Here is a 20,166-nt window from a genome sequence, read left to right as displayed (position 1 = left end):
GGTGCCGGTTAGGTGCAGCCGGTGAGCTGCCCGTACAGGGTGAGCGCGAGTTCGGTGACGAACGCGGGCTCGTAGCGCTGTTCGGACCGGAAGGTCACCGGCTGGATGTCGAGCAGTTCGGCGGCGTGCCTGCGCCGAGCCGACAGTGTCAGACCGGACGTGCCCGGGGCCAGACACAGCATGATCAGCATGACGCGGTCCATCGGCGGGTCCAGGGACCGGACGGCGTCGGTGATCAGGCTGGCGGTTTCGAGTGCCCGTTGCGCGTCGGGGCGCCCGTCGCCGGGGGTCGCCGGGTTGAGCAGGTCGACCAGGGACATGCGTTCCAGCAGCGACCGGGCCCGTGCACCGTGGCGCATGGTTGCGCGCAGTGCGGACCGGAGGACCTCGAAGTCAACGGGCGGAGTAGTCATCGCGTTGCGACAGGGGCCATGTGACCCCTCGGCGTCCCCCGTCGGTTCGCCTCCTCTCTGTGGCGGGTGTCCCGGACCTTGCCGGGGGACGTGTTCCGTCCGGGACAGCATCTGAGTATGCCAGGTTTGTACGTCTCGTGTGGCGTTTGCTGTCGTTTGCCTCCGACAGCGACGGTCTAGAGCGTTCGGCGCTGCTGTCCTGCCGGTGCTTCGGTCGAGTGCCGGTCCGCGTGCCGACGGGCGGCGGACCTGCGGTTTCAGCAGAGTCCCAGCAGTCCGCCAGCAGTCCTACCGTCGTTCCGGGCGCATTCATCTCTCAGCCTCCGGCGGTCACGCCTCAAAAGTCAGCGGAGATCCGGCAGATTCACCGGCGAATGCCAACAGCCGGTGGCCGGACTATAGGAAACGTCCGCGGAGAGCGACCGAAAACCGCGGTCCGACGCCCACCGGTAACAGTGAAAGCCTCGCCGCTTCGGGTGTCGTCCACTGGGGTGTAGGGGGAGATTCCGTGTGCCGCTGTCGTGACCGCCGCCCGCTCTGGCCGTTCACTTGGTGGATGTTGGGGACCCTGTTCCTCGTCCTGGTCGCGACGGGGTTCCAGTGGTTCATGGTTCACGTCCTGCCAACCATGGCGCCGTTCCTCATCGTCGGTTTCCTGGTGATCCTCGTGGTGTGGGACGTGCATCGCCTCCGCGGGTGACCATTTCCGCAGTGGCGCGTGCCGAAAATCCGCATCCTCGGTAACCAGGATTCGTTAGCGAGTCGGCTCGCGACGTGAGGCGCCGTGCGGGCTCCGGGGCTCGTCTCGCCGTTCTTCTGATCCCTCTCTTTTCTGAATTTCGTTTCTCTGAAAGGTGTGTTGACGTGACCACATCCGACCTGTCCCTGCCCGGCGGTATCGGCGAGTCCGACGTGCCCGTTCCGGGCGCCGGGGAGCTGCTGTTGGCGGACCTGGCGAACCGTGCCGACCGGGCCTACGCCGTCCACCTGGACGGCTACACCGCGTCATCGTTCCTGCATCTGCTGTGGATGGACAGCGCGGACGAGGTGCTCCGGGCGACGTTGAACGTCGTCTTCTCCGCGCTGGGGAGCTACCACGAGGTGACGCGCAAGGCGTGGCACGACGCCTACAACGAGTGGGCCGCGGCCGCCGGTGTCGAGCAGATCAGCGACGACACCGACGAGTCCGAGGACAGCGTCACCGCGTTCGGTGACGGCGCGGTCGAGGTGGTTCCCAAGAACCCCGAGTAGCCGAAGCCGCAATACCCATAACTCAGACGACATCCGTATCGGGAAGAGGCTCACGGCCATCATGGTCAGCATCTCCATCATCGTTCTTCTGTTGTTCGCGGTCGTCGTTCTCGTCCGTTCCTACCGGCTGTCGCTTTCGTCCGCGCTGTTGTGCATTGTGCTGGGCTTCTACCTGGCATCCTCGAAACTCGCCCCGACGATCTCCGACATCATCGGGCAGATACTCGGGATCGTTTCGACTATCGGAGCCTAGGGCAGCAGAGGTCAGGCCATCGGCCATCGTCACCTGTTGCTAGAGCCGCCGAATAACGCTGCCGTATAGAAGCACGATCGCGCAGTGAAGGAATCAATTCTCGCCTATCCCGGGGCGCGGTCGCGCTGTTCATCGGGTGACCGCGCCCCGGATCATCGACATCACATGGAGGTCTTCTCATGCCCGAAAACATCCCGCCGCCGCAGGCCGATTCCGGCGATCCGCCGTCCGGTCCCGGCGGTTGGGTGCCCGACATCCGCGCCGCACGGGCTGACCTCGTCCCCGCCGGGCCGGAGCGGCTCCCGGCGACACCCGCGCAGATCGTCCGCGAGCTCGCCGCCACGCCCCGACGGGCCGACGGTGCTCGTTCCGAGCCGGTGGTCGTGACCGGGGTCCCGGTCGACCTGCCCGCGCCCCCGCCGAGCCCGTGGGCGATCGCCCGGTCCGGCCGGCGCCGTGCGCTCGTCCCGCCGTGGATGCGCTCGTGGTCGACGTTGCGGGCGGCGGTGCGGTGGCTGATCGGGTACTGCGTCCACACGGTGCTGTTCCACGCGCTCCGGGTGCCGGTCTACGGCGGTCGGCTCGTCTGCCGCGCCCCCCGCGGTCTCTCCCGCGCGGTGACCGGGCTCGTGGGGTGGATGACCGACGCGGAGACCCGCCCTGTGCGCGCCGCGGCGATCGAGCGCAAGGACGGGGCCGAGTACCTCAAACTCGCCAAGGTCCGCGACGGCCGCGTCCGCGTCCGTACCGTGACCACCCTTGGGATCGGCCTGCCCGCGCTCGTGGCGCTCGTGCTCGTCTGGACGGGCACGCCGCCTGCCGTCCACCTGCTTCTGATCACGGTTGCGGTTGGCGTGCTGGGGTTCGTCGGTGCTCCGGCGGACCGGCCACTGGTCGGACCGGCCGTCACTCCCACCAAAGTCGGTCGGCTGACCGCTGACATCGTGGTCCGTGCGCTGGAGTCCCTGGGGATCGCTGAGATCAACAAGGCGCGGCGGGAAGGCGGCGGGATCACCTTCCCCGCGCCGATCACCCGTGACGGTCCCGGATGGCGCGCGGACGTCGACCTTCCCTACGGCGTGACCGTGTCCGACATCCTCGACCGCCGGGAACGTCTCGCGTCGGGCCTGCGGCGTCCGCTGGGGTGCGTGTGGCCCGAAGCGGTCCACGACGCGCACGCCGGTCGGCTCGTGCTGTGGGTCGGGGACGAGGACATGTCCGCCGCCCCCGCCGCCGAATGGCCGTGGGCGCGCCGCGGCACCGCGGACGTGTTCGCACCGCTGCCGTTCGGATCGGACGCCCGGGGCCGCCCGGTCACGGTGGCGCTGCCAGAGAACAACATCCTCGTGGGCTCCCTGCCCGGTGCGGGCAAGACGTCCGCGGTGCGGGTGCTGTTGCTCGCCTGCGGGTTGGACCCGACGTGCGAGACGTGGGTGTTCAACCTCAAGGGCACCGGCGACCTGGACGCCGCCGAGAAGTTCGCCCACCGGTACGTCAGCGGTATCGACGATGCCAGCATCGAAGCGGCGCTGGTCGCATTGCGGGATCTACGCGCCGAGGTCGTGCGCCGGGCGGCGGCGTTGAAGAACCTCCCGAAGGATCTGTGCCCGGACGGCAAGGTCACCCGCGCACTGGCCAACCGCCGCTCCTTGGGCCTGCATCTGCTGGTCGCGTTCTTCGACGAGTGCCAGAACCTGTTCACCCATCCGGTTCACGGGGAGGAAGCCGGGACGCTGGCCACCGACGTCATCAAGCTCGGCCGGGCCCTCGGTGTCGTCCTGGTCCTGGCGACGCAGCGTCCGGATGCGAACAGCCTGCCGACCGGGGTGTCGTCCAGTGTGTCGGTGCGGTTCTGTCTGCGGGTCATGGGCCAGGTCGAAAACGACATGATTCTCGGCACGTCGATGTACAAGAACGGCGTCCGCGCCACGACACTGCGGCCCACCGACAAGGGAATCGGCTATCTGGTTGGCGCGACGGACGATCCGATGATCGTGCGCTCCGCGTACATCGACACACCGACCGCGGACCGGATTGCCGACCGGGCGCGCGCGGCCCGCATCGAAGCGGGCACACTCGCGGGCATCGCAGCAGGAGAAATCGTTGCCGTGACGGCCGACAGGACTCCGAACCTTCTGGCGGATGTACTGGCCGTGATCCCGGAATCGGAGACCAAGGTCTGGTCAGAGACGATCGTCACCCGTCTCGCGGATATCCGTCCGGACGACTACGCCGGATGGGGCTCCGAACAACTCGCCGTGGCCCTGCGACCTTACGGTGTCAGCACCATTCAGGTGTGGGGAACCACGGCCAAGGGGAAGGGAGCCAACCGACGCGGAGTAGAGCGCTCCCGGATCGTCGCGGCCATCGCGGAACGTAACGGAAGCGCTGGCCGTGCCTGACTCGGGCAGCCGCTATCCCTAGCGTAGAGCCTTGCTAGGTCTAGCGGCACCCCTAGTGGCCAACACCGCTGCTGAGCTGGGAGTTCGTGTCTAGCGAACGCCCGCCGAGAAGCTGCGAAGTGGGCCGATGGGCACCCTGCGGACCCCTCCGGGCACCGCTAGTCCCAACAGACCATAGATACTACCGAGAGTAGTCGTGTGGGTCGCGCTTGCGTGGCAATGATCCTGATAACTCATCGCTGGGAAAGAACGGAGAGAACGGATGGGAACGCTACTACCGGGTGCCTCAACCCCGAATTCGAGTGCGGAACAGAAGAAGCTGTGGACCGTCCGTGACCTGGCCGAATACCTCGGGGTTCCCGTGAACACCATCTACAAATGGCGATCCATGCGGGAGGGGCCGCCGGCGTACAAGGTCGGACGACATATTCGTTTCGATCGCCGGGAGGTAGACGAGTGGCTGGAAAAACAGCGACCGGTCTAGTCTAGATTTTCTAGCAAAAATGGCTCTCGGTGGGTGTCGCCAACCGAGAGCCATTTTGCTGTTCGGGGAAACTGGTAGGTAGAGCGTGTCGTGTGACAATCTGTATCCTGCTGGTCGGTGCAGTAGCACGCTCTGCGCCGACTTCTCTGGCAGAAATTTTCTCGTCTAGCACCGGGCCACGGGAAAGCCGGTCGAGTTCGTGGCCCGTCGCGTGCGCCGCCCGGTGTCAAAAATCTGATGGTGCTGCCGCCCGCTTGTCTGGTGGGTCGTTCGGGTGGTGGATTCGGGTGGGGGTACCGTGATCCGTACGCTGTTCGGGACGGGGGTGTTCGGTGATGGCGTGGCCTTCCTGGGGCGGTCAGGCGATCGGTGTCGGGGTGTCGACGGTGGCGGCGGTGGGAACGGGTGTCGTCACGAACGTGGTGACGGACCAGCCGTCCGTGCCGTGGGTCGCGGCGTTCGTCGTTCTGGTGGTGGTGATGGTGGTGGCGCAGGTCTGGCTGACCGTGGCCCAGCGTCGCCCGGCGGGCCGCAGTCATGGCGCCGGGTCGGTGTCGGTGGACGGCAGCAGCTACGAGCCGATCAGCACGCGGGTTACCGGTGTCCGGTCGAGGGTGGATGTGCCTGCCGATGGTGGCGAGCACCGTGGGCCGGGCGCGGTGGTCATTGGTGGTGATGCCCGCGGCCGGATCGATACCGACGTAGACGACGTCCGGGAGCGGTAGCGCGATGCCGGGACGGCGCGGCCACCCTGAACCGGAGCGGCTCGGTGACGCCGCCGTGTCCGTCAAGGGCGATGCCCGCGGGGATATCAGTACCAGCTACACCCGGATCGACCGGCAGATTGTGATGCCTCCGCCAGTGCCGGCCGCGGCCCGGTCGCCGGAAGCGATCGGCGTGCACCTGCCACTGTGGGGGATGGTCTGGCCGCGCAACCCGTCGTTCACGGGTCGGGCGGACGAGCTTGCGGTGGTGCGCGCTCGGCTTGCCGGGGACGGTGCGGTGGCGGTGGTACCGCAGGCGTTGCACGGGTTGGGTGGTGTCGGGAAGACGCAGTTGGCCGTGGAGTACGCCTACCGGCACCGCGACGATTACGACCTGGTGTGGTGGGTCAGCGCGGACCAGCCTGGTGACCTCGCTGCCGGTCTGGCGCGGCTGGCGGGCCGGTTGGGGCTGTCGTCCGAGGGTGAGACCAGCGACGCCGCCACCGCTGTGGTGGACGTGCTTGGGGACGGGCGGGCGGTACCCCGATGGCTGGTCGTGGTCGACAACGCTGACGCCCCGTCAGACCTGCACGGGCTACGGAAAGCGGCGAGTGGCACCGGCCACGTGTTGATTACCTCGCGGCATCCGGGATGGGCGGCCCCGAAGTCGGCTATCGAGGTCAACGTGTTTCCCCGGGCAGACTCGATCGCGCTGCTGAGTGAGCGCGCGCCACGGCTGACTGACGAGGAAGCCGACCGGATCGCCGTACTGTTGGGCGATCTTCCGTTGGCCGTGGAACAGGCTGGTACGTGGTTGGGGCAGACCACCATGACCGCGGATGATTACTGTCGGCATGTTGATCAGCAGATTCGTGACATTCTCGCCGAAGGTAAGCCAGATGGCTATCCGGTGCCAGTCGCCGCTACCTGGACCGTGGCGGTGGACCGGTTGAATGACCCTACTGCGGTCGAACTGCTGCACCTGTGGGCATTTTTTGGCCCGGAACCGATCCCGGACGATCTGATCACGCTTGCACAGGCCGAGATTCTGCCCTCGGTGCTGGGCCGGGTGGTCGCAGATCCGCTTGCCTGGGGTCGGCTCGTGCGTACCCTGCGTGCTCTCGGCTTGGTACGTCATACTCGTGGTGGTACGGTAATGCATCGCTTGGTGCAGGCTGTCTTTCGAGATCATACGCCGGCGGACGAACGTAACAGCTTCACAGATACTGTTCACCGCCTTTTGGCGGCCGGTGATCCCGCAAGTCCTGATCACCCGGACTGGTGGGGCCGATACGACCAACTACGCCCTCACATCCTTGCCACCCGCATGATAGACAGTGCCCGACCTGACTGCATGCGTTTGATGAATAATCTCTGTCGATATCTGTATAGGGCGGGAGATTATTCAACCAGTCGTCTACTAAGTAATTCTATTTACCTGCAAAGAAGCCAGATTCTGGGTGAGGATCATCCAGACACGCTATCGGCTGCTGGAAATGTCGCGGCCAGCCTGATGTCAGTGGGGGACTATGTCGGTGCTCGTAAATTATTTGAGCAGACTTTGGCGCGCAGTCGAAACATTCTTGGAGAGGACCACCCGGAAACACTGACTACCACCGCCAATCTTGCGGCAGTGCGATGGTCAGAGGGAGACTATAGCGGATCCCGTCAGCTATTCGAATTGGCGCTATCGCGTCGTCGGACTATCCTAGGTGAAGATCATCCGGACACACTATCGACAGCAGCGAATCTGGCGTCCGTGATGGGATCTGAGGGGGACTATGTCGGTGCTCGTAAATTGTTCGAGCAGACATTGGCGCGCCGCCGGATTCTCCTGGGTGAGGATCATCCGGACACGCTTGCTACTGCTGCCAACCTGGCAAATACCCTGCGCCTGACGGGAGATTATTCCGGAGCGCGCGAACTTTTCGAGCAGGTGTTGGCGCGGCGGCGGACTATTTTGGGAAATGATCATCCAGAGGTGCTATCGAATGCTACTAATTTAGCGACAGTACTCCGATTCGATGGAGACTATTCTGGAGCCCGAGATCTGGAAGAGTGGGTGCTCGAACGTAGCCGAGCGATCTTAGGTGAAGATCATCCTGATACTATTCTTGTCGCTGGAAATCTCGCCACCACTATAGCAATGGCCGGAAATTCTGCCGGTTCCCTTCAATTATTTGAGTCTGTGCTGAAACGCCGCGTGGCGAATTTTGGTGATAGCCATCCGGATACGTTAACGGCAGCCGCTAATCTCGCGGCCGCGAGGTGGTCGGCGGGTGATTTAGTCGGTGCTAGGCAGCTGTTCGAGCAGGTGTTGGCGCGTCGTCGGGTTATTTTGGGTGAGGATCATCCAGACACGCTATCTACTGCAACAAATCTTGCGGCCACATTGGGGGCAACGGGAGACTTCGTCGGTGCCCGCCATATTCTTGAGCAGGTAATAGAACGTAGTCGGACTGTTTTAGGTGAGGATCACCCGGATACATTTGCAGCAACCGAAAACCTTGCGGTCACCCTGCGATCTGCTGGGAATTATGCTGGTGCCCGCCAGCTGTTCGAGTCGGTGTTGGAACGCATCCGGATCGTTCTAGGTGGAGATCACCCTCGAGTACTAGCTGTCGAAGCAAATCTTGCCATCACCTTGCGATCAATCGGCGAGGTTGCTGCCGCTCGCGAGCTGCAGGTGCAGGTGCTAAATAGTCGCCGGACCATTTGGGGTGAGGATCATCCTGATACGCTCTCCGCTGCAGCGGATCTCGCGATAACGCTAAGTCTAGCGGGAGATTTAGTCGAAGCTCGTAGTACTCTTGAGCGGGTTCTGGAACGTCGAAGATCTATTTTAGGTGAGAACCATCCGGATACGTTGTCTGTGACCAGCGGTCTCGCGCTGATTCTGGCATCGGTCGGCGATGTTGCTGATGCCCGCCGACTATTTGAGCAGGTTTTTGAGCGTCGGAAAGTGATTCTGGGTGAATCTCACCCTGATACTTTGTCTGCCGCCGAAAATCTCGCAGTGACTTCGGCATCGGTTGGTGACCTTTTTGGCGCCCGCCGGCTATTCGAACAGGTTTTGGAGCGTCGGAAGATCGTCCTGGGTGAGTCTCACCCCGATACTTTGTCCACTGCTAGAAATCTTGTGGAAACGGTGCGCTTGATCGAGGGTTAGGTCGCGTCTCGTGTTTTAGGCTCCCCGCGAGAAAATACTTTGCTCGCGGTTTGCGTCGGCGAGCGTAATTGTCAAGATTTCTATATCTCGAGAAGGGGGTGGATTGAAGATGCGTATTGCTTTTTTCGGCTAGAATCCGAGTGCGGTGAGGGTTTCTGCAGCTCCTGGATTAGAAACCTTTCGGCCAAGGTAAGTGCTCAGCGTTAGCGATGGGTTCTGGTGACCGAGAACATCGGCGATCTGGCGGGGCGAGTGCCCGTCCTCGTCCAGCAGGGTGGCTACCGACTTGCGGCCGAACAGGTGGGAGGTCAGCCCGGGGAATCCGGCGTCCGTGACCGCGTCGCGGATGTCGGCCTGCGTGTTGCTGGGGTCGCGTAGGCCACCCTTCGGCGCTGGGAACACGACGTCCGACGGTGCCCGTCCTGTCTGCCGGGCGCGCAGCATCGCCACCGCCCACCCAGGGATCAGGAGCAGCCGATGTCCCGCCTTGGACTTCGGGCGCGGCTTGTTGATCAAACCTTCTCCCGGCACCCGGACGACCGTGGACCGGATCTCGATGGTGCCCGCGTCCAGGTCGACCGCGTCCCAGACCAGGCCGCAGATCTCGCCGATCCGCGCACCGGTGGCCATCAGCGCGTCGACCAGGTCCGGGATGTCGCGGCGTCGGGCGCGCTCGTCATAGGTCAGCAGGGCCCGCAGCTGTCGGAGCTGGGCGAGGCTCAGGGACCGCGGTGCCGGTTTCGGCGTGCTCCGGGCGATCGGGCCCGCGTCGCGGACCAAGTTACGGTCCAGCGCATCCACACGGGCCGCCATGGCACACATCCCCGAGAGCACCGCGCGGGCCATCTTCGCCGTGCCGGGGCCGCTCTTGTCCGTCACCGCTGCCAGGAAGCGGTCCACGAGCCCGACCGTGAGCTGACGGACCCTTACCTCACCGAGGGCCGGGTACACGTGCCGGTCCAGCGTCCCCCTGTATGCCGAGATCGTGTTGGGGGACAGGTCTCGCTTGCTCACCGCGACGAACCACGCCTCCCCGAGGACCTTCACCGCGGTGTCCCCGGTGATGTCGCCGTCCCCGATCGCGACCCGCACCCGGTCACGCAGAGCACGCCGCAACGCCTGTTCCGCGGCGGCTTTGGAGGTGCCGCTACGTTCCACCTCACGACGGACGCCGTCATGATCACGGTAGAAGCAGCGCGCACGGACGCCCTTCGTGGTCGTGCTGAAGAAGATCTTCCCGCCGGTGCCGAGGTCCATCGCCGGACGCGCCATGCCCCACCGTCCACATCGTCAGGGTGTCGGAGAACGGTGGTAATCATAGCTTGATCATCCCGTACTAACCCCGTACTTCGGCTGATCAAAAACGCCGAGAGTCGACTATTCATCGTCTGCAGGAATGTCTAGCAGTGCAGGTCATGGCAGGTTTCGGAAGACAGCGATGAGCGCCGAGGGAATGTAAATGCTAATCCGTCGGTCGTGGGTTCGAGCCCCACCCGCCCCACCCCTCCTGACCTGGCTGTTTGCACCGGCCAGGCCGCTGCGGAGATCGATAACTGGTACTGGTGATGACATGCCGGTGACGTTGCGACCGCAACTATTTTCCGAGGCTCGGATGATGGTTGCGGAGAGTAATCGCCGGTGGTGCGGTTGCGCCTCGAACAACCGATCCCGAATGCTTCACATGTCCAGGCCGGGCCCGTCATGGAACGTGGGGGGCGTGAGGTCGTCGGGGCCCGTTGATTCCGCCGGACCTGGCCGATGCCGGCGGGGGACGATGTCGGCGGCGGCTTTGGCTGCGGCGCGGTCGGCGTCGGCGAAGATCGAGGTGTAGATGTCGCCGGTGAAGTGGACGGAGGCGTGTCCGAGGAGTTCGGAGACGACCTTGAGGTCCTTGGTGGCGCGGTAGGTGTGTGTCGCAGGTCGTGCAGTCGGATCGGTGGCAGTGGGCCGAACGTGAGCGCGGTGTCGATGGCGTGGGCGGGCATGAAATGGCGGGCGGCGAGCTGGTCGACGGTCCAGTCGTGCTCGGTGTGCTCGCGGCGGATGGTGGCGAAGCGAGTGATGAGTCGTTCGAAGCGTTGCGAGACGTCGTTGGGGGTGAGTCTGCTGCCGTCGGGGTGGGTGAAGATCCGGCCACTGTCGATCCAGGCGGTGCGGTGGGTGGTGCGTTCCTTGTTCTGGCGGTCCTGCCAGGTGGTGAGGACTTGTTTGGTGGCTGGGTCGAGGCTGACGGTGCGGTGGCCGGCTTCGCTTTTCGGGTCGTCGTAGTCGTCGAGGTCTGGGTCGAGGTCGTCGGTGGGGCTGGATCCCCAGTACGCGCTGTTCGAGAACGCGCGGCGGGCGAGGCTGAAGCTGTCCCGCGCCGACTACGCCCTCGCGATGGGCGCGCTGTTCGCCCCGTTCACGAAGGTCGCCGCCGCCAACCCTTACGCCGCCGCCTCCGTCCAGCGCGACGCCATGGAACTCGCCACCGTCACCGAACGGAACCGGATGATCGCCGATCCGTTCCCGCGGTTCGTCGTCGCCCGGGACCAGGTCAACCAGGGCGCCGCCGTCCTGCTCGCCTCGGTCGGCACCGCCCGCCGCCTCGGCGTCGCCCCCGACGACCCCACGGCCTCACCCTGACCGGCGGCCTGCCCTTCTTCGGCGGCGCCGGCAACAACTACTCGATGCACGCCATCGCCGAGACCGTCACCCGTCTGCGCGCCACCGGCGGCCACGGCCTCGTCGGGGCCAACGGCGGCTTGCTGTCGAAGTACTCGGTCGGTGTCTACTCGACCACCCCCTCGCCGTGGCGGCCCGACGCCGGCGCCACCCTCCAGGCGGAGATCGACTCCTGGGAGCCGGTCGAGGTGGCGACGCGCGCCGACGGCTGGGCGACGATCGAGACGTTCACCATCACCCATGGCCGCGACGGACGACGCACCGGCATCGTCGTCGGCCGCCTCGGCCGCCTCGGCCGCCTCGGCCGCGACGGCCGACGCTTCCTCGCCACCACCGTGCGCGGCGACGCCGACCTGCTCGACCTGCTGACCGGCGAGTCCCCGTTCGACGAACGGATCTTCGTGCGCGCGACGCCCCCCGGAAACCGGGCGGCGGTGAGCCGGATCGCCGGCGGCATTCAAGGCGGCCGTGGCCGGGACCCGCCCGGACGGCACCGTCGTCGCCGCGCACCACCACAGTCTCGGTCAGCAGCACCCCGCCCGCGTGGACACCACCCCACGACCGGCGGTGTCCACGCGGGCAGACGAGTACACGGCGGTAGTCTTCACCGCGAAGGTGCTCCTCGGTTCGGGACGGACAAGGGCCTCGACAACCTCAATCCTCCCAGGTAGGAGCACCTTTCTCATTCCCGGCGCACCCTCAAACAATAGCCGGTGAAAGCCCGAGGCCAACTGCCGCCAGACACTAGGGTTCTGTCAACAGTGTCGGCCTTTCCCAGGAGTCAGGCGCCGCGCTTATACGCCTTCGCGGTGGGGCCTTCGTAGAGCGTGGCCACGATCACGCTGGCTGCCGGCGCGTCCGCGTCGGGGCGGGCGATGAAGTTCTGCTTGGAGGGGGAAACGCCGAGCTGGGTGTAGTCCAGCGTTCCGGTCAGCCCATCGGTCCCGACGTTGTTCAGGCTGCGCTTCGCCGCGATGACGCCGGCACGGGTGAGATCACCGTTCTCGCACCCCTTTGTCAGAATGGCGTCCATGATTCGAGCCGCGACATAACCTGTGACCACCCCGTTACTGAACGCGCCGTTCGGGCGTTCTGCAGCGATGGCCTCGGCGATGGCCTTGGTCTGCGGTACACCGAGCGAGGTGTTCGGCCCCGAATGGTAGAAGCGATTGATCAGAACGTCACGCGCCGGCGTGTTGAGCAGCGAGGGCTGGAACGTCGGACTGTTCCCAAGCAAAGGCACCCGCAGCCCGGCTGCTTCGGTCGCGCTTGCCGCGACGGCCGCCTGCGGCGGTGAGGTGGTCAGTACGATCGCCTGCACGCCTGCGGCCCTCAGGGCGGTGACCCGCGAGCTGAGATCACCCTCGAGCGCGGAGATCCGCTGTTCCACCACTGTCATCCCGTGCTGCCTGGCGAAGTATTTCGTGCCGAGGAGGGCGTTCGCGCCGTACTCGCTGTCGTGGAAGATGTGCCCGATCGGGCCACCCTTTTTGATCAGTCCCTGTTCGAGTAGGAAGTCCAGCCCGTTGATGGTCTCAATGTCGTAGGTCGGGCCGGTGAGCGCGAACGCGGGGCTGTCTGCGAGGTTGAGCGCCCACGCCATCGGTATCGTCAGGACGTTATCCTTAACCAGGTCCGGCGCCAGCGCGCTCGCCATGGGTGAGCCGAGCACCTGGTTCAGCGCGAGCACGTTTTTCCTCATCGCGCTGTACTGGGTCGTGACTTTCTGCACGTTGTAGCCGTGATCGGCGATCTCGAGCTCGACCTTGTACCTTCCGCACACCTTACCGGCGGTGTTCTTGGCGTCCCAGTAGACCTGCTGGCCGAATGTGACGTCCTTGCCGAGCGCGGCGAAGGGGCCTGTGGTGTCCGTCAGAAGGCCGAGCGTGATCGTGTCGGCGGTGACGCCGACATCGGTCCGGACCGCGCCTTGGCCGGCCGGGGCGCTGGCGGCGGTGTCCTCGGCCTTGGTGCTGCACCCACTTACTACCAGGGCGCTGACCAGCGCTATCAGCGTGGTGACGGTTGGTAGCGTCCACCGTCGACCGGCCCGGTTGTTCGCTCTCCGGCGGTATCGGATGCGGTCATCCTCGGGAACGTCGTCGGGTCCGGCTGATCCGTTCACGGGCATCTGCGTACGTCTCCTCGGTCGGATGACGGTCTCTGGTCGGAGTGGCGGGGGCACCGCCCGCTCGGCATGTTCGGATCGGTAGGGCCGGTCAGCGTTGCCGCGTACGTCGTCGGATACGGTTCGACGCCCGGCGGGTGATACCGGCGAGCCCAGCCGGCTGGATAAGGATGACCACGACGATCAGTGCTGCGAACGCATACCGGGATGCCTCCGCGTAGCTCACCCCGCCGGAACCCGGATCGGAAAGCCCGGGAACGGACTCGCTGTACTCGTCGAGGATGAGTGGCAATGCCGTCACAAGCAGAGCTCCGGCCACGGCCCCGCCGGCCGATCCGAGCCCACCCAGGACGATCATTGCCAGGTACTGGACCGAGACGTCGAACGTGAACGACTCCGGTGCCACACTGCCGATCGACAGGGCGTACAGCACGCCGGCGAGTCCCGCGTACATCGACGAGACCGCGAACGCCTTCGCCCGGTAGACCGGCACGTCGACCCCGGTCACCGCTGCCGCGATCTCGCTGTCCCGCAGTGTGCGCATGGCGCGACCCGGCCGGCCGGCAAGCAGGCCACGGGCGAAGAACCAGGCCAGGCCAGCCAGGACGAGCCCCACATACCACAGTCGTTCCGCCCGGTCGAACGGCACGTTGAGCACGTACAGGTTCGGGTCGGAGTCGGTGAAGGTGAACCCGAACAGCTCGAAGTCGGGGGTGCGACGGCCGTTGTAACCACCGGTAACGGGGGTGGCGGAGTTGAGCACGTGCTGGCCGACGAAGACCAAACCCAGCGAGGCCACCCCCAGGTAGATCCCGCGCAGCCGCGCCGCGACCGGGCTGAACAGCAGGCCGGCCAGGCCGGCCAGGCAGACCGCCAGCACCATCGCGAGCAGCGGTTGCAGGCCCAGGCCGCTGATTCGGATGGCTCCGGTATCGGACGGTTCACCGGCCAGCCAGCAGTAGCTGACCGCGCCCACCGCCAGGAAAAAGGCATGTCCGAGGGAGAGCTGCCCCGCCGTCCCGACCAGGATGTTCAGCCCGATTGCGCCGATCGCCGCTCCGAACACGGCGAATCCGACCCGCAGCCAGAACTCGTCCAGGTAGAAGGGAAGAGCGGCCAGGACGACGAAACTGATCACGATCGCGACCGATGAGCGGAGCTGCCCGGCAACCCCCCGGGGACGCCGGGGCTGACCGGCCCGGGTTGAGTGCGCGGCCGGCTGTCCGTCAATGGACCGGTCATCGGTGGTGATGGCCGTCGCGTCGGCCGCCGAGGCCGCGGCGGGCTGCGGGTCCGGAAACGCCGGATTGGACGGCGAGACAGTCGGGGATGCGTCAGACACGGGCCAGCTCCCTCGTCCCGAACAACCCGGATGGCCGGACGAGCAGGACGAGCAGCATGACGGCGTACGGAACCACGCTGCCGACACCGCCACCAAGGAAGCCCAGACTGTTCTGGTAACCGGCGACCAGTGACTCGGCCACTCCGATGATCAGGCCGCCGGCGAGTGCGCCGGCCATCGAGTCCAACCCGCCGAGGACCGCCGCGGGAAACGCGGCGAACGCGACCATGCGCAGACTCGGTTCCACCCCCGATATGGGACTGCCGGCGAGAAAAACGCCCGCCACCGCGGCGAGCGCCCCGGCGATGAGCCAGGCGACCGCCTTCACCCTGGCCTGCCCGATGCCCATGAGCGAGGACGCTTCCGGGTCCTCGGCACTGGCCCGCAGCGTCACACCCCAGTCGGAGAACCGGAAAGCCAGGAAGAACAAGCCGATCAGCACGGCTGCGACGCAGAAGGCGATCAGACGGTTGGCCGTGATGCCGACCCCGCCGAGACCGACCGTGTCCGCCCCCCATGGCTGGCCCGGCGGCAGCACGTCGGATCCGATCCGCCGGGTCAAGTCGGTGGTGATCAGAATGTCGATCCCCAGCGTCATGATCGTCAACTGGGTAGGGTGAGCGTGGCGGATTCGGGCGAGCAGGCCCCATTCGATGACCACACCCAGCAGGGCGGTCCCTGCCACGCCGATCGCGACTGCGGCCGGAAACCCGAGCGAAGGTGCGGCCCGCGCGGTCACGTACGCGCCGAACAGCACCATCGATCCGTGCGCGAAGTTGAGCACCTCACTCACCTTGAAGATGATCACAAATCCTAGGGCCACCAGGGCGTAGACCGCGCCGAGGGACAACCCGTTGGCGAGCAGGGCAAGGAAGGTTGTCACTGCGCCGCCTTCCGTGAGCTGGGAGCGGATGCCGGGTCGGCCACTACCGGCTCCCCGTGCGCCCGGATGGCTGCGGAGATGCGCTCGGCCGCCTGGCCGTCCCCGGCCCCGAGGTAGGCGCGGACGACCGCGGGGTCCGTCTGCACACGCTGCGGTGCCCCGTCGGCGATGAGGCGGCCGAAGTCGAGCACGCTCACCTGGTCGGCAATGGTCATCACCATGGTCATGTCATGTTCGACGAGCAGAACGGTGACGCCGAGGGCATCCCGGATCTTTCTGATCATTACGGACATGCTGTGCTTCTCGTGCGCGTTCATACCGGCGACCGGCTCGTCCAGCAGCAGCAGCGTGGGCTCTCCGGCCAGTGCCCTCGCCACCTCGACCCGCTTGCGGTCGCCATAGGAGAGCCCCGCGACCGGAAGGCCGAGCAGGCGCCCGAGGCCGAGAAACTCGGCTATCTCAACCACCCGCTCCCGGTGCACACGTTCGGCGAACCTGGCGGAGGGCAGCCTCAGGCCGCTGGCGAGGAATCCCGTCCGCATAAGGGGATGCCGGCCGGCCATGATGTTGTCGGCCACGGTCTCCGCACCGGACAGCGCGATGTTCTGGAACGCGCGGCCGACCCCGAGGGCGGCGATCTGGTGGGGGCGCATCCGGGTCAGCACCTCGGACCCGAGCCTGATCTGCCCGGACGCCACCCGGTACACCCCCGATATCGCGTTGAACAGGGTGGACTTGCCGGCGCCGTTCGGCCCGATGACCGCATGGACGGAGCCTGGCGAGACACGGAGCGACACCTCGGACAGTGCCGTGATTGAGCCAAAACGGACGGTTACTGTTTCTATGGTCAGCGGCCTGAACTGTCGGCCGAGCGGGGTGACATGGGGAAGGCCCGGCAGCGGATTCATCGTCGATTGCCGGGTGCCGGGCTGTATACCCTGGACGCTTCCGTCGTCATCCGCGATGGCCTGAGCGTTCATCCGCGTCTCCGGACACGGGAGAGCTGCCCTCGGGCATTTGCCGAGACCCACCGTCCGCGCCGCCACGGCGATGGTGACGGTCGCTGCGGCGCCACCCACGGGGCCAAACCCATGGCAGGCCCAGTGTCGGCATGCCCACTTTCATCCCACTGGACTGGCTGCTCGCCGGTGTCGCACGTGTCCTCGGTGCCGCCCGCGGCGAGGTACAGCCGGGCGACCGCATCCGATGCCGCGAGCTCGGTGGCGGGGCCGGACAGCGACACCTGCCCGAGGTCGAGGACATAGGCCGTGTCCGCGACCGACAGCGCCAGGGTGGCGTTCTGCTCGACGAGGACGATGGTGGTCCCTTGACGGTTGATCTCACGGAGGATCTCACCGATCCGGCCGACGACCCTGGGAGCCAGGCCCAGCGAAGGCTCGTCCAGAACAAGGATCCGCGGACTGGCCATGAGTGCCCGGCCGATGGCGAGCATCTGCTGCTCACCGCCGGATAGAAGACCCGCGCGCTGGTGGGCACGCTCGGCCAGAACCCCGAACATCTCGTGAACCCGCGCCCGCGCGCGGGTCCGGGCCGCCCGGTCACGCACGCTGGCGCCGCCGGCACGCAGGTTCTCCTCCACGGTGAGCCGTTCGAAGATCCGACGTCCCTCCGGGACATGGACGAGTCCGTACCGGACAATGGCGGCTGGGTCACGGCCGACGAGCGGTATGCCGTCGAGCGTGACCGAGCCCGCACCGACCCGACCATTGTGGTGGCGCAGGGTGCCAGAGATTGTCCGTAACAAGGTGGTCTTTCCTGCACCGTTACTGCCGAGCACGGCAACCACACCAGAGTCGGGTACACTGATATTCACGGAGTGCAAGGCTCGGACCGTGTTCTGGTAGGTCACCGTCACGTCGGTGACGTTGAGCATGGCCGTTCACTCCCTGGGTGACTCGATGTTATGGAACATGGATGTCGCAGCAGGATGCGCTCACCCGGCCATTGTCGGGTTTCAGACGCCTCCAGACAGGGGCGATAAGAAGATTCGATCGGTCGCGTCGGGGTCCCTAATCCACTGAGTTTTTACCTTGCTGTTCGTAAAATTCATGTTCGAGGGTGAGGATCGCGCGGGCGAAAGTCCGGACTCGGCGCGTGCAGCTGCGGAATCGGCTGAGGACCTTCCAGATTTTCAGGACCGCGAAGCCGCGTTCGCCGTGGGCTCTGGTGGCGGCGTGGGCGGTTGGATTCTTTGTAGTTGTCGGGAGGTCGCGGCCCTTGTAAGGGACGACGAGGAGGGTGTCGCCTTCGCCGCTGACGTAGCCCTTGTCGACGTAGAGGTAGAGCCCGGCGCGGGCGGTCGTGAGCAGGACGTCGTGGTGGCGGGCCGCGGTGAGGTCGTGGGTCGAACCGGGCAGCCCGTCAGAGATCCACCACAGCCGGCCGTACGGGTCGGCCAGCCTTTGGAGGTTGACGCCGTGGTGCATCGTGCTTCCCGGAATAGTGGATCTTGTTCAGGGCGCCGAGGCCGTCGGTGCGCACGACGTGCCGTCGAGGATGGCGAAGTTGCTCCGGGTCCAGGCCAGCGCCACAGGGCGGCGGTCAGGCCACGGGCCAGGTCGGCGAGGAGACCGAAGGCGCGGGCGGCGATCCGTCCGGGACGTCGGATGTCGGCGGGGCGGGATCATCCGGATGCAGAGCCGTCTCATCGGCGGCTGATGCGGCCGGGCCGGCTGCGGCCGGATGGTCAACGATTGGCGTGTTCGGATCATCGATGCTGGGTCCGGCTGGGTCCGGCTGGGGCTGGTGGATGTCGGGGAGCGGGCCGGGGAGGTGCAGGGCGGTGAGCGCGGCGAGGGCTATTGCAGGCGCGTGCGCTAAAGCTCGAACCCAGCGCTGTCCGGTCCGTCCCTGTGGCCTGGTGGGAGCGTGGCGGGCGGCGGCTGTGGAAGGCCGGGAGGGTGCCGGCGGTGGCTTCGGCTGCGGCGCGCCCGCTGCACTGTCCAGTGGGCTCCAGGCAGTCACGCCAGGCTCAGGATCACTATGGGAACAACAGGAACGGGTTCCGTGCACCGTGCGTGTCCGATGCCCGGACACCGTGACGTCGGAGACGTCATCCGGTGCTGGGGTCTGTTGCGTCCGTCCGAACAGACCGGGCTGTTACGTGTTTCGCCTCACCTGCACACTGAACGTATGGACAAAGTGTTGCGGGCGGAGTTGGCGCGGCGGGTCGAAGCTGACCAAGCGATGCGTCGGGCCTGGCCAGCCCGTCCCGGTGACGGCGCTGACGAGGACGAGCTCGCGAGGCTCGGTGCGGTCGACGAGGACAACACAGCCTGGCTGAGGAGCGTTGTCGCCAAGCACGGCTGGCCGGACAGCTCCCTGGTGGGCGAGGCGGGCGCGCACGATGCCTGGCTGCTGGCTCAACACGCCGATCAAGATCGTGTCTTCCAGGCTGAATGCCTGGAGCCGACGGCTTGGGCGAGCTGCAGCCCCAACCGATCGCCGAACCCGACCGTCTCGACGAACGGCGAGCCGCCGCCGGGCTCGGACCGTTCGACGAGTACCAGGCCCTGATGATGGACATGCACGGCTGACAACGCAGCACTCGACCGAGCGCCGGAGACGTCCCACAACCAGCCGAGATGGGCTGGGTCGCTTCGCTGAGGGATCTGTCCGATGCCCGCCGCCGCGACCCCGCCGCGGTCGAGGCCGGCCTGGACCTGCTCGTCGAGACAGGACCTTTCAGCCCTCGATGGGTGGGATCCCGAGTGCCTGGCATCGGGGACGGGACGGCCCTCGGCGTTCGAGGTCGCGGCAAGGTCGCCTCGGACACACCGCCGACGCCGCGCGCCGGTCCGGCCGTTGCAACGAAAGCGTGGTGAACTAGACCATCCCACGAGCATCGCCGAGGTCTGCGTCCCGTCGCCGAAGGTCTCCACGACGGCGTCGAGGTCGAAGTCGACGCCGGCCTGTTCGAACAGAGGCAGCGCGGGCTGTGCGTCACGAGGCGCTGTGATCCGTGTGTGGGTGTCAGACCCGCGCCGCCTTTCGTCGCCGCGGAGCGGACGAAGCTGTCATCGACGGTTTGGGGAGCTCCCCGGCGAAACGCTACGGAGGGATCATGAGTACACGCAATCGTGAGAAGCGCCGGGCCAAGCAGAAGGCGCGGGCGGAACGCGGTCGCGCGGCCGCGGCGGGACCGGGGAGTCGGTACGACCGGGAGCGTGAACAGCGCGAGCTGAGCCTGCGGTCGGCGCGGGCCCTGATCGCGGCCGCGCTGGACGCCCATGACCAGGGCGATGACGCCGCGCTGGCGAACCATCTGGCGAGCCTGGCCACGCCGCCGGGAGGCGCCGGCGGCCACCGGATCGTCAACACCTGTCTTGACTCCCTGCTCGACGGCCTCGTCGAGATGCTCTGGGAGGCGGGCTGGCAGCCCGCTGACCTGCACCGGGTTGTGAGCAGGCGGGCCGGCGTGCGGGTGGCGGCGCTCGCCGTGGACGCGGTCGC

At 66.3% G+C, this 20,166-nt stretch carries 18 protein-coding genes and 1 pseudogene; 11 read left to right on the top strand and 8 right to left on the bottom strand.

Translation table 11 applies throughout. The features are described from left to right. Positions 1 to 8: 8 nt before the first annotated feature. Positions 9 to 413 (bottom strand): hypothetical protein, encoded by a 405-nt coding sequence (locus AC559T_RS04910; protein ID WP_498867915.1) that lies wholly within the window; start codon positions 411 to 413, stop codon positions 9 to 11. A 556-nt stretch (positions 414 to 969) separates the two neighbouring features. On the opposite strand from AC559T_RS04910, the gene AC559T_RS04905 reads away from it, so the two are divergent. The 7 genes from AC559T_RS04905 (at position 970) to fxsT (ending at position 8,676) form a co-directional block, all read left to right on the top strand. Beyond that, positions 970 to 1,113 carry a hypothetical protein gene (locus AC559T_RS04905; RefSeq protein ID WP_498867914.1) on the top strand — a complete coding sequence of 48 codons (144 nt, stop codon included), beginning with the start codon at positions 970 to 972 and terminating at the stop codon, positions 1,111 to 1,113. 164 nt (positions 1,114 to 1,277) lie between these two features. Continuing rightward, entirely contained in the window at positions 1,278 to 1,664 is a 387-nt protein-coding gene (locus tag AC559T_RS04900; RefSeq protein WP_498867913.1) for a hypothetical protein, read from the top strand. A 61-nt stretch (positions 1,665 to 1,725) separates the two neighbouring features. Next, complete coding sequence (locus AC559T_RS04895) at positions 1,726 to 1,917, top strand: DUF2304 family protein (RefSeq protein ID WP_018504745.1); 192 nt, start codon at positions 1,726 to 1,728, stop codon at positions 1,915 to 1,917. 179 nt (positions 1,918 to 2,096) lie between these two features. After that, entirely contained in the window at positions 2,097 to 4,319 is a 2,223-nt protein-coding gene (locus tag AC559T_RS04890; RefSeq protein ID WP_498867912.1) for a cell division protein FtsK, read from the top strand. Between the two features lie 262 nt (positions 4,320 to 4,581). Beyond that, a complete protein-coding gene (locus AC559T_RS04885) occupies positions 4,582 to 4,803 on the top strand; it encodes a helix-turn-helix domain-containing protein (protein ID WP_498867911.1) in 222 nt (73 codons plus the stop codon). 335 nt (positions 4,804 to 5,138) lie between these two features. Further along, positions 5,139 to 5,528, top strand: a complete 390-nt coding sequence (locus AC559T_RS04880) for a hypothetical protein (protein ID WP_498867910.1) — start codon at positions 5,139 to 5,141, stop codon at positions 5,526 to 5,528. Between the two features lie 136 nt (positions 5,529 to 5,664). Continuing rightward, a complete protein-coding gene (gene fxsT / locus AC559T_RS04875; RefSeq protein ID WP_498867909.1) occupies positions 5,665 to 8,676 on the top strand; it encodes an FxSxx-COOH system tetratricopeptide repeat protein in 3,012 nt (1,003 codons plus the stop codon). Positions 8,677 to 8,805: 129 nt separating this feature from the next. Here the strand turns inward: fxsT and AC559T_RS04870 are convergent, their stop codons facing one another. After that, complete coding sequence (locus AC559T_RS04870; protein ID WP_498867908.1) at positions 8,806 to 9,948, bottom strand: site-specific integrase; 1,143 nt, start codon at positions 9,946 to 9,948, stop codon at positions 8,806 to 8,808. A gap of 1,023 nt (positions 9,949 to 10,971) precedes the next feature. Between AC559T_RS04870 and AC559T_RS04865 the strand changes: the two genes are divergently transcribed. Further along, entirely contained in the window at positions 10,972 to 11,301 is a 330-nt protein-coding gene (locus AC559T_RS04865) for a hypothetical protein (RefSeq protein ID WP_498867907.1), read from the top strand. 44 nt (positions 11,302 to 11,345) lie between these two features. Further along, positions 11,346 to 12,011, top strand: coding sequence for a hypothetical protein (locus AC559T_RS04860; RefSeq protein ID WP_498867906.1), 666 nt, complete (start codon positions 11,346 to 11,348; stop codon positions 12,009 to 12,011). Between the two features lie 110 nt (positions 12,012 to 12,121). Here AC559T_RS04860 and AC559T_RS04855 read toward each other — a convergent pair whose 3' ends face one another. From AC559T_RS04855 to AC559T_RS04830, 6 genes are all read right to left on the bottom strand, one after another. Next, positions 12,122 to 13,471, bottom strand: a complete 1,350-nt coding sequence (locus tag AC559T_RS04855; RefSeq protein ID WP_498867905.1) for an ABC transporter substrate-binding protein — start codon at positions 13,469 to 13,471, stop codon at positions 12,122 to 12,124. Between the two features lie 88 nt (positions 13,472 to 13,559). Next, complete coding sequence (locus tag AC559T_RS04850) at positions 13,560 to 14,810, bottom strand: branched-chain amino acid ABC transporter permease (protein WP_498867904.1); 1,251 nt, start codon at positions 14,808 to 14,810, stop codon at positions 13,560 to 13,562. Continuing rightward, positions 14,803 to 15,693: a branched-chain amino acid ABC transporter permease gene (locus tag AC559T_RS04845; protein WP_498867903.1), complete on the bottom strand. Its 891-nt coding sequence runs from the start codon at positions 15,691 to 15,693 to the stop codon at positions 14,803 to 14,805. Before AC559T_RS04845 ends, AC559T_RS04850 begins: the two co-directional genes overlap by 8 nt. Further along, the gene (locus tag AC559T_RS04840; RefSeq protein ID WP_498867902.1) at positions 15,690 to 16,490 is read right to left on the bottom strand and encodes an ABC transporter ATP-binding protein; all 801 of its coding nucleotides are present in this window, start codon (positions 16,488 to 16,490) and stop codon (positions 15,690 to 15,692) included. The genes AC559T_RS04845 and AC559T_RS04840 overlap by 4 nt, the downstream gene beginning before the upstream one ends. A gap of 179 nt (positions 16,491 to 16,669) precedes the next feature. Then, entirely contained in the window at positions 16,670 to 17,587 is a 918-nt protein-coding gene (locus tag AC559T_RS04835) for an ABC transporter ATP-binding protein (RefSeq protein ID WP_498867901.1), read from the bottom strand. A gap of 136 nt (positions 17,588 to 17,723) precedes the next feature. After that, the gene (locus tag AC559T_RS04830) at positions 17,724 to 18,140 is read right to left on the bottom strand and encodes a transposase family protein (RefSeq protein WP_498867900.1); all 417 of its coding nucleotides are present in this window, start codon (positions 18,138 to 18,140) and stop codon (positions 17,724 to 17,726) included. 706 nt (positions 18,141 to 18,846) lie between these two features. On the opposite strand from AC559T_RS04830, the gene AC559T_RS04825 reads away from it, so the two are divergent. Together AC559T_RS04825 and AC559T_RS04820 are read left to right on the top strand one after the other, a co-directional pair. Next, positions 18,847 to 19,230 carry a DUF6624 domain-containing protein gene (locus AC559T_RS04825; RefSeq protein ID WP_498867899.1) on the top strand — a complete coding sequence of 128 codons (384 nt, stop codon included), beginning with the start codon at positions 18,847 to 18,849 and terminating at the stop codon, positions 19,228 to 19,230. Between the two features lie 547 nt (positions 19,231 to 19,777). Then, positions 19,778 to 20,166, top strand: a pseudogene (locus AC559T_RS04820) (DUF2786 domain-containing protein); the annotation flags it as partial.

The sequence above is a fragment of the Frankia sp. Hr75.2 genome (assembly GCF_949319125.1).
GTDB classification, from domain to species: Bacteria; Actinomycetota; Actinomycetes; order Frankiales; family Frankiaceae; genus Parafrankia; species Parafrankia soli.
The sequence above is the reverse complement of the archived record's forward strand: the minus strand, read 5'-3'. Positions and strand labels throughout refer to the sequence as shown.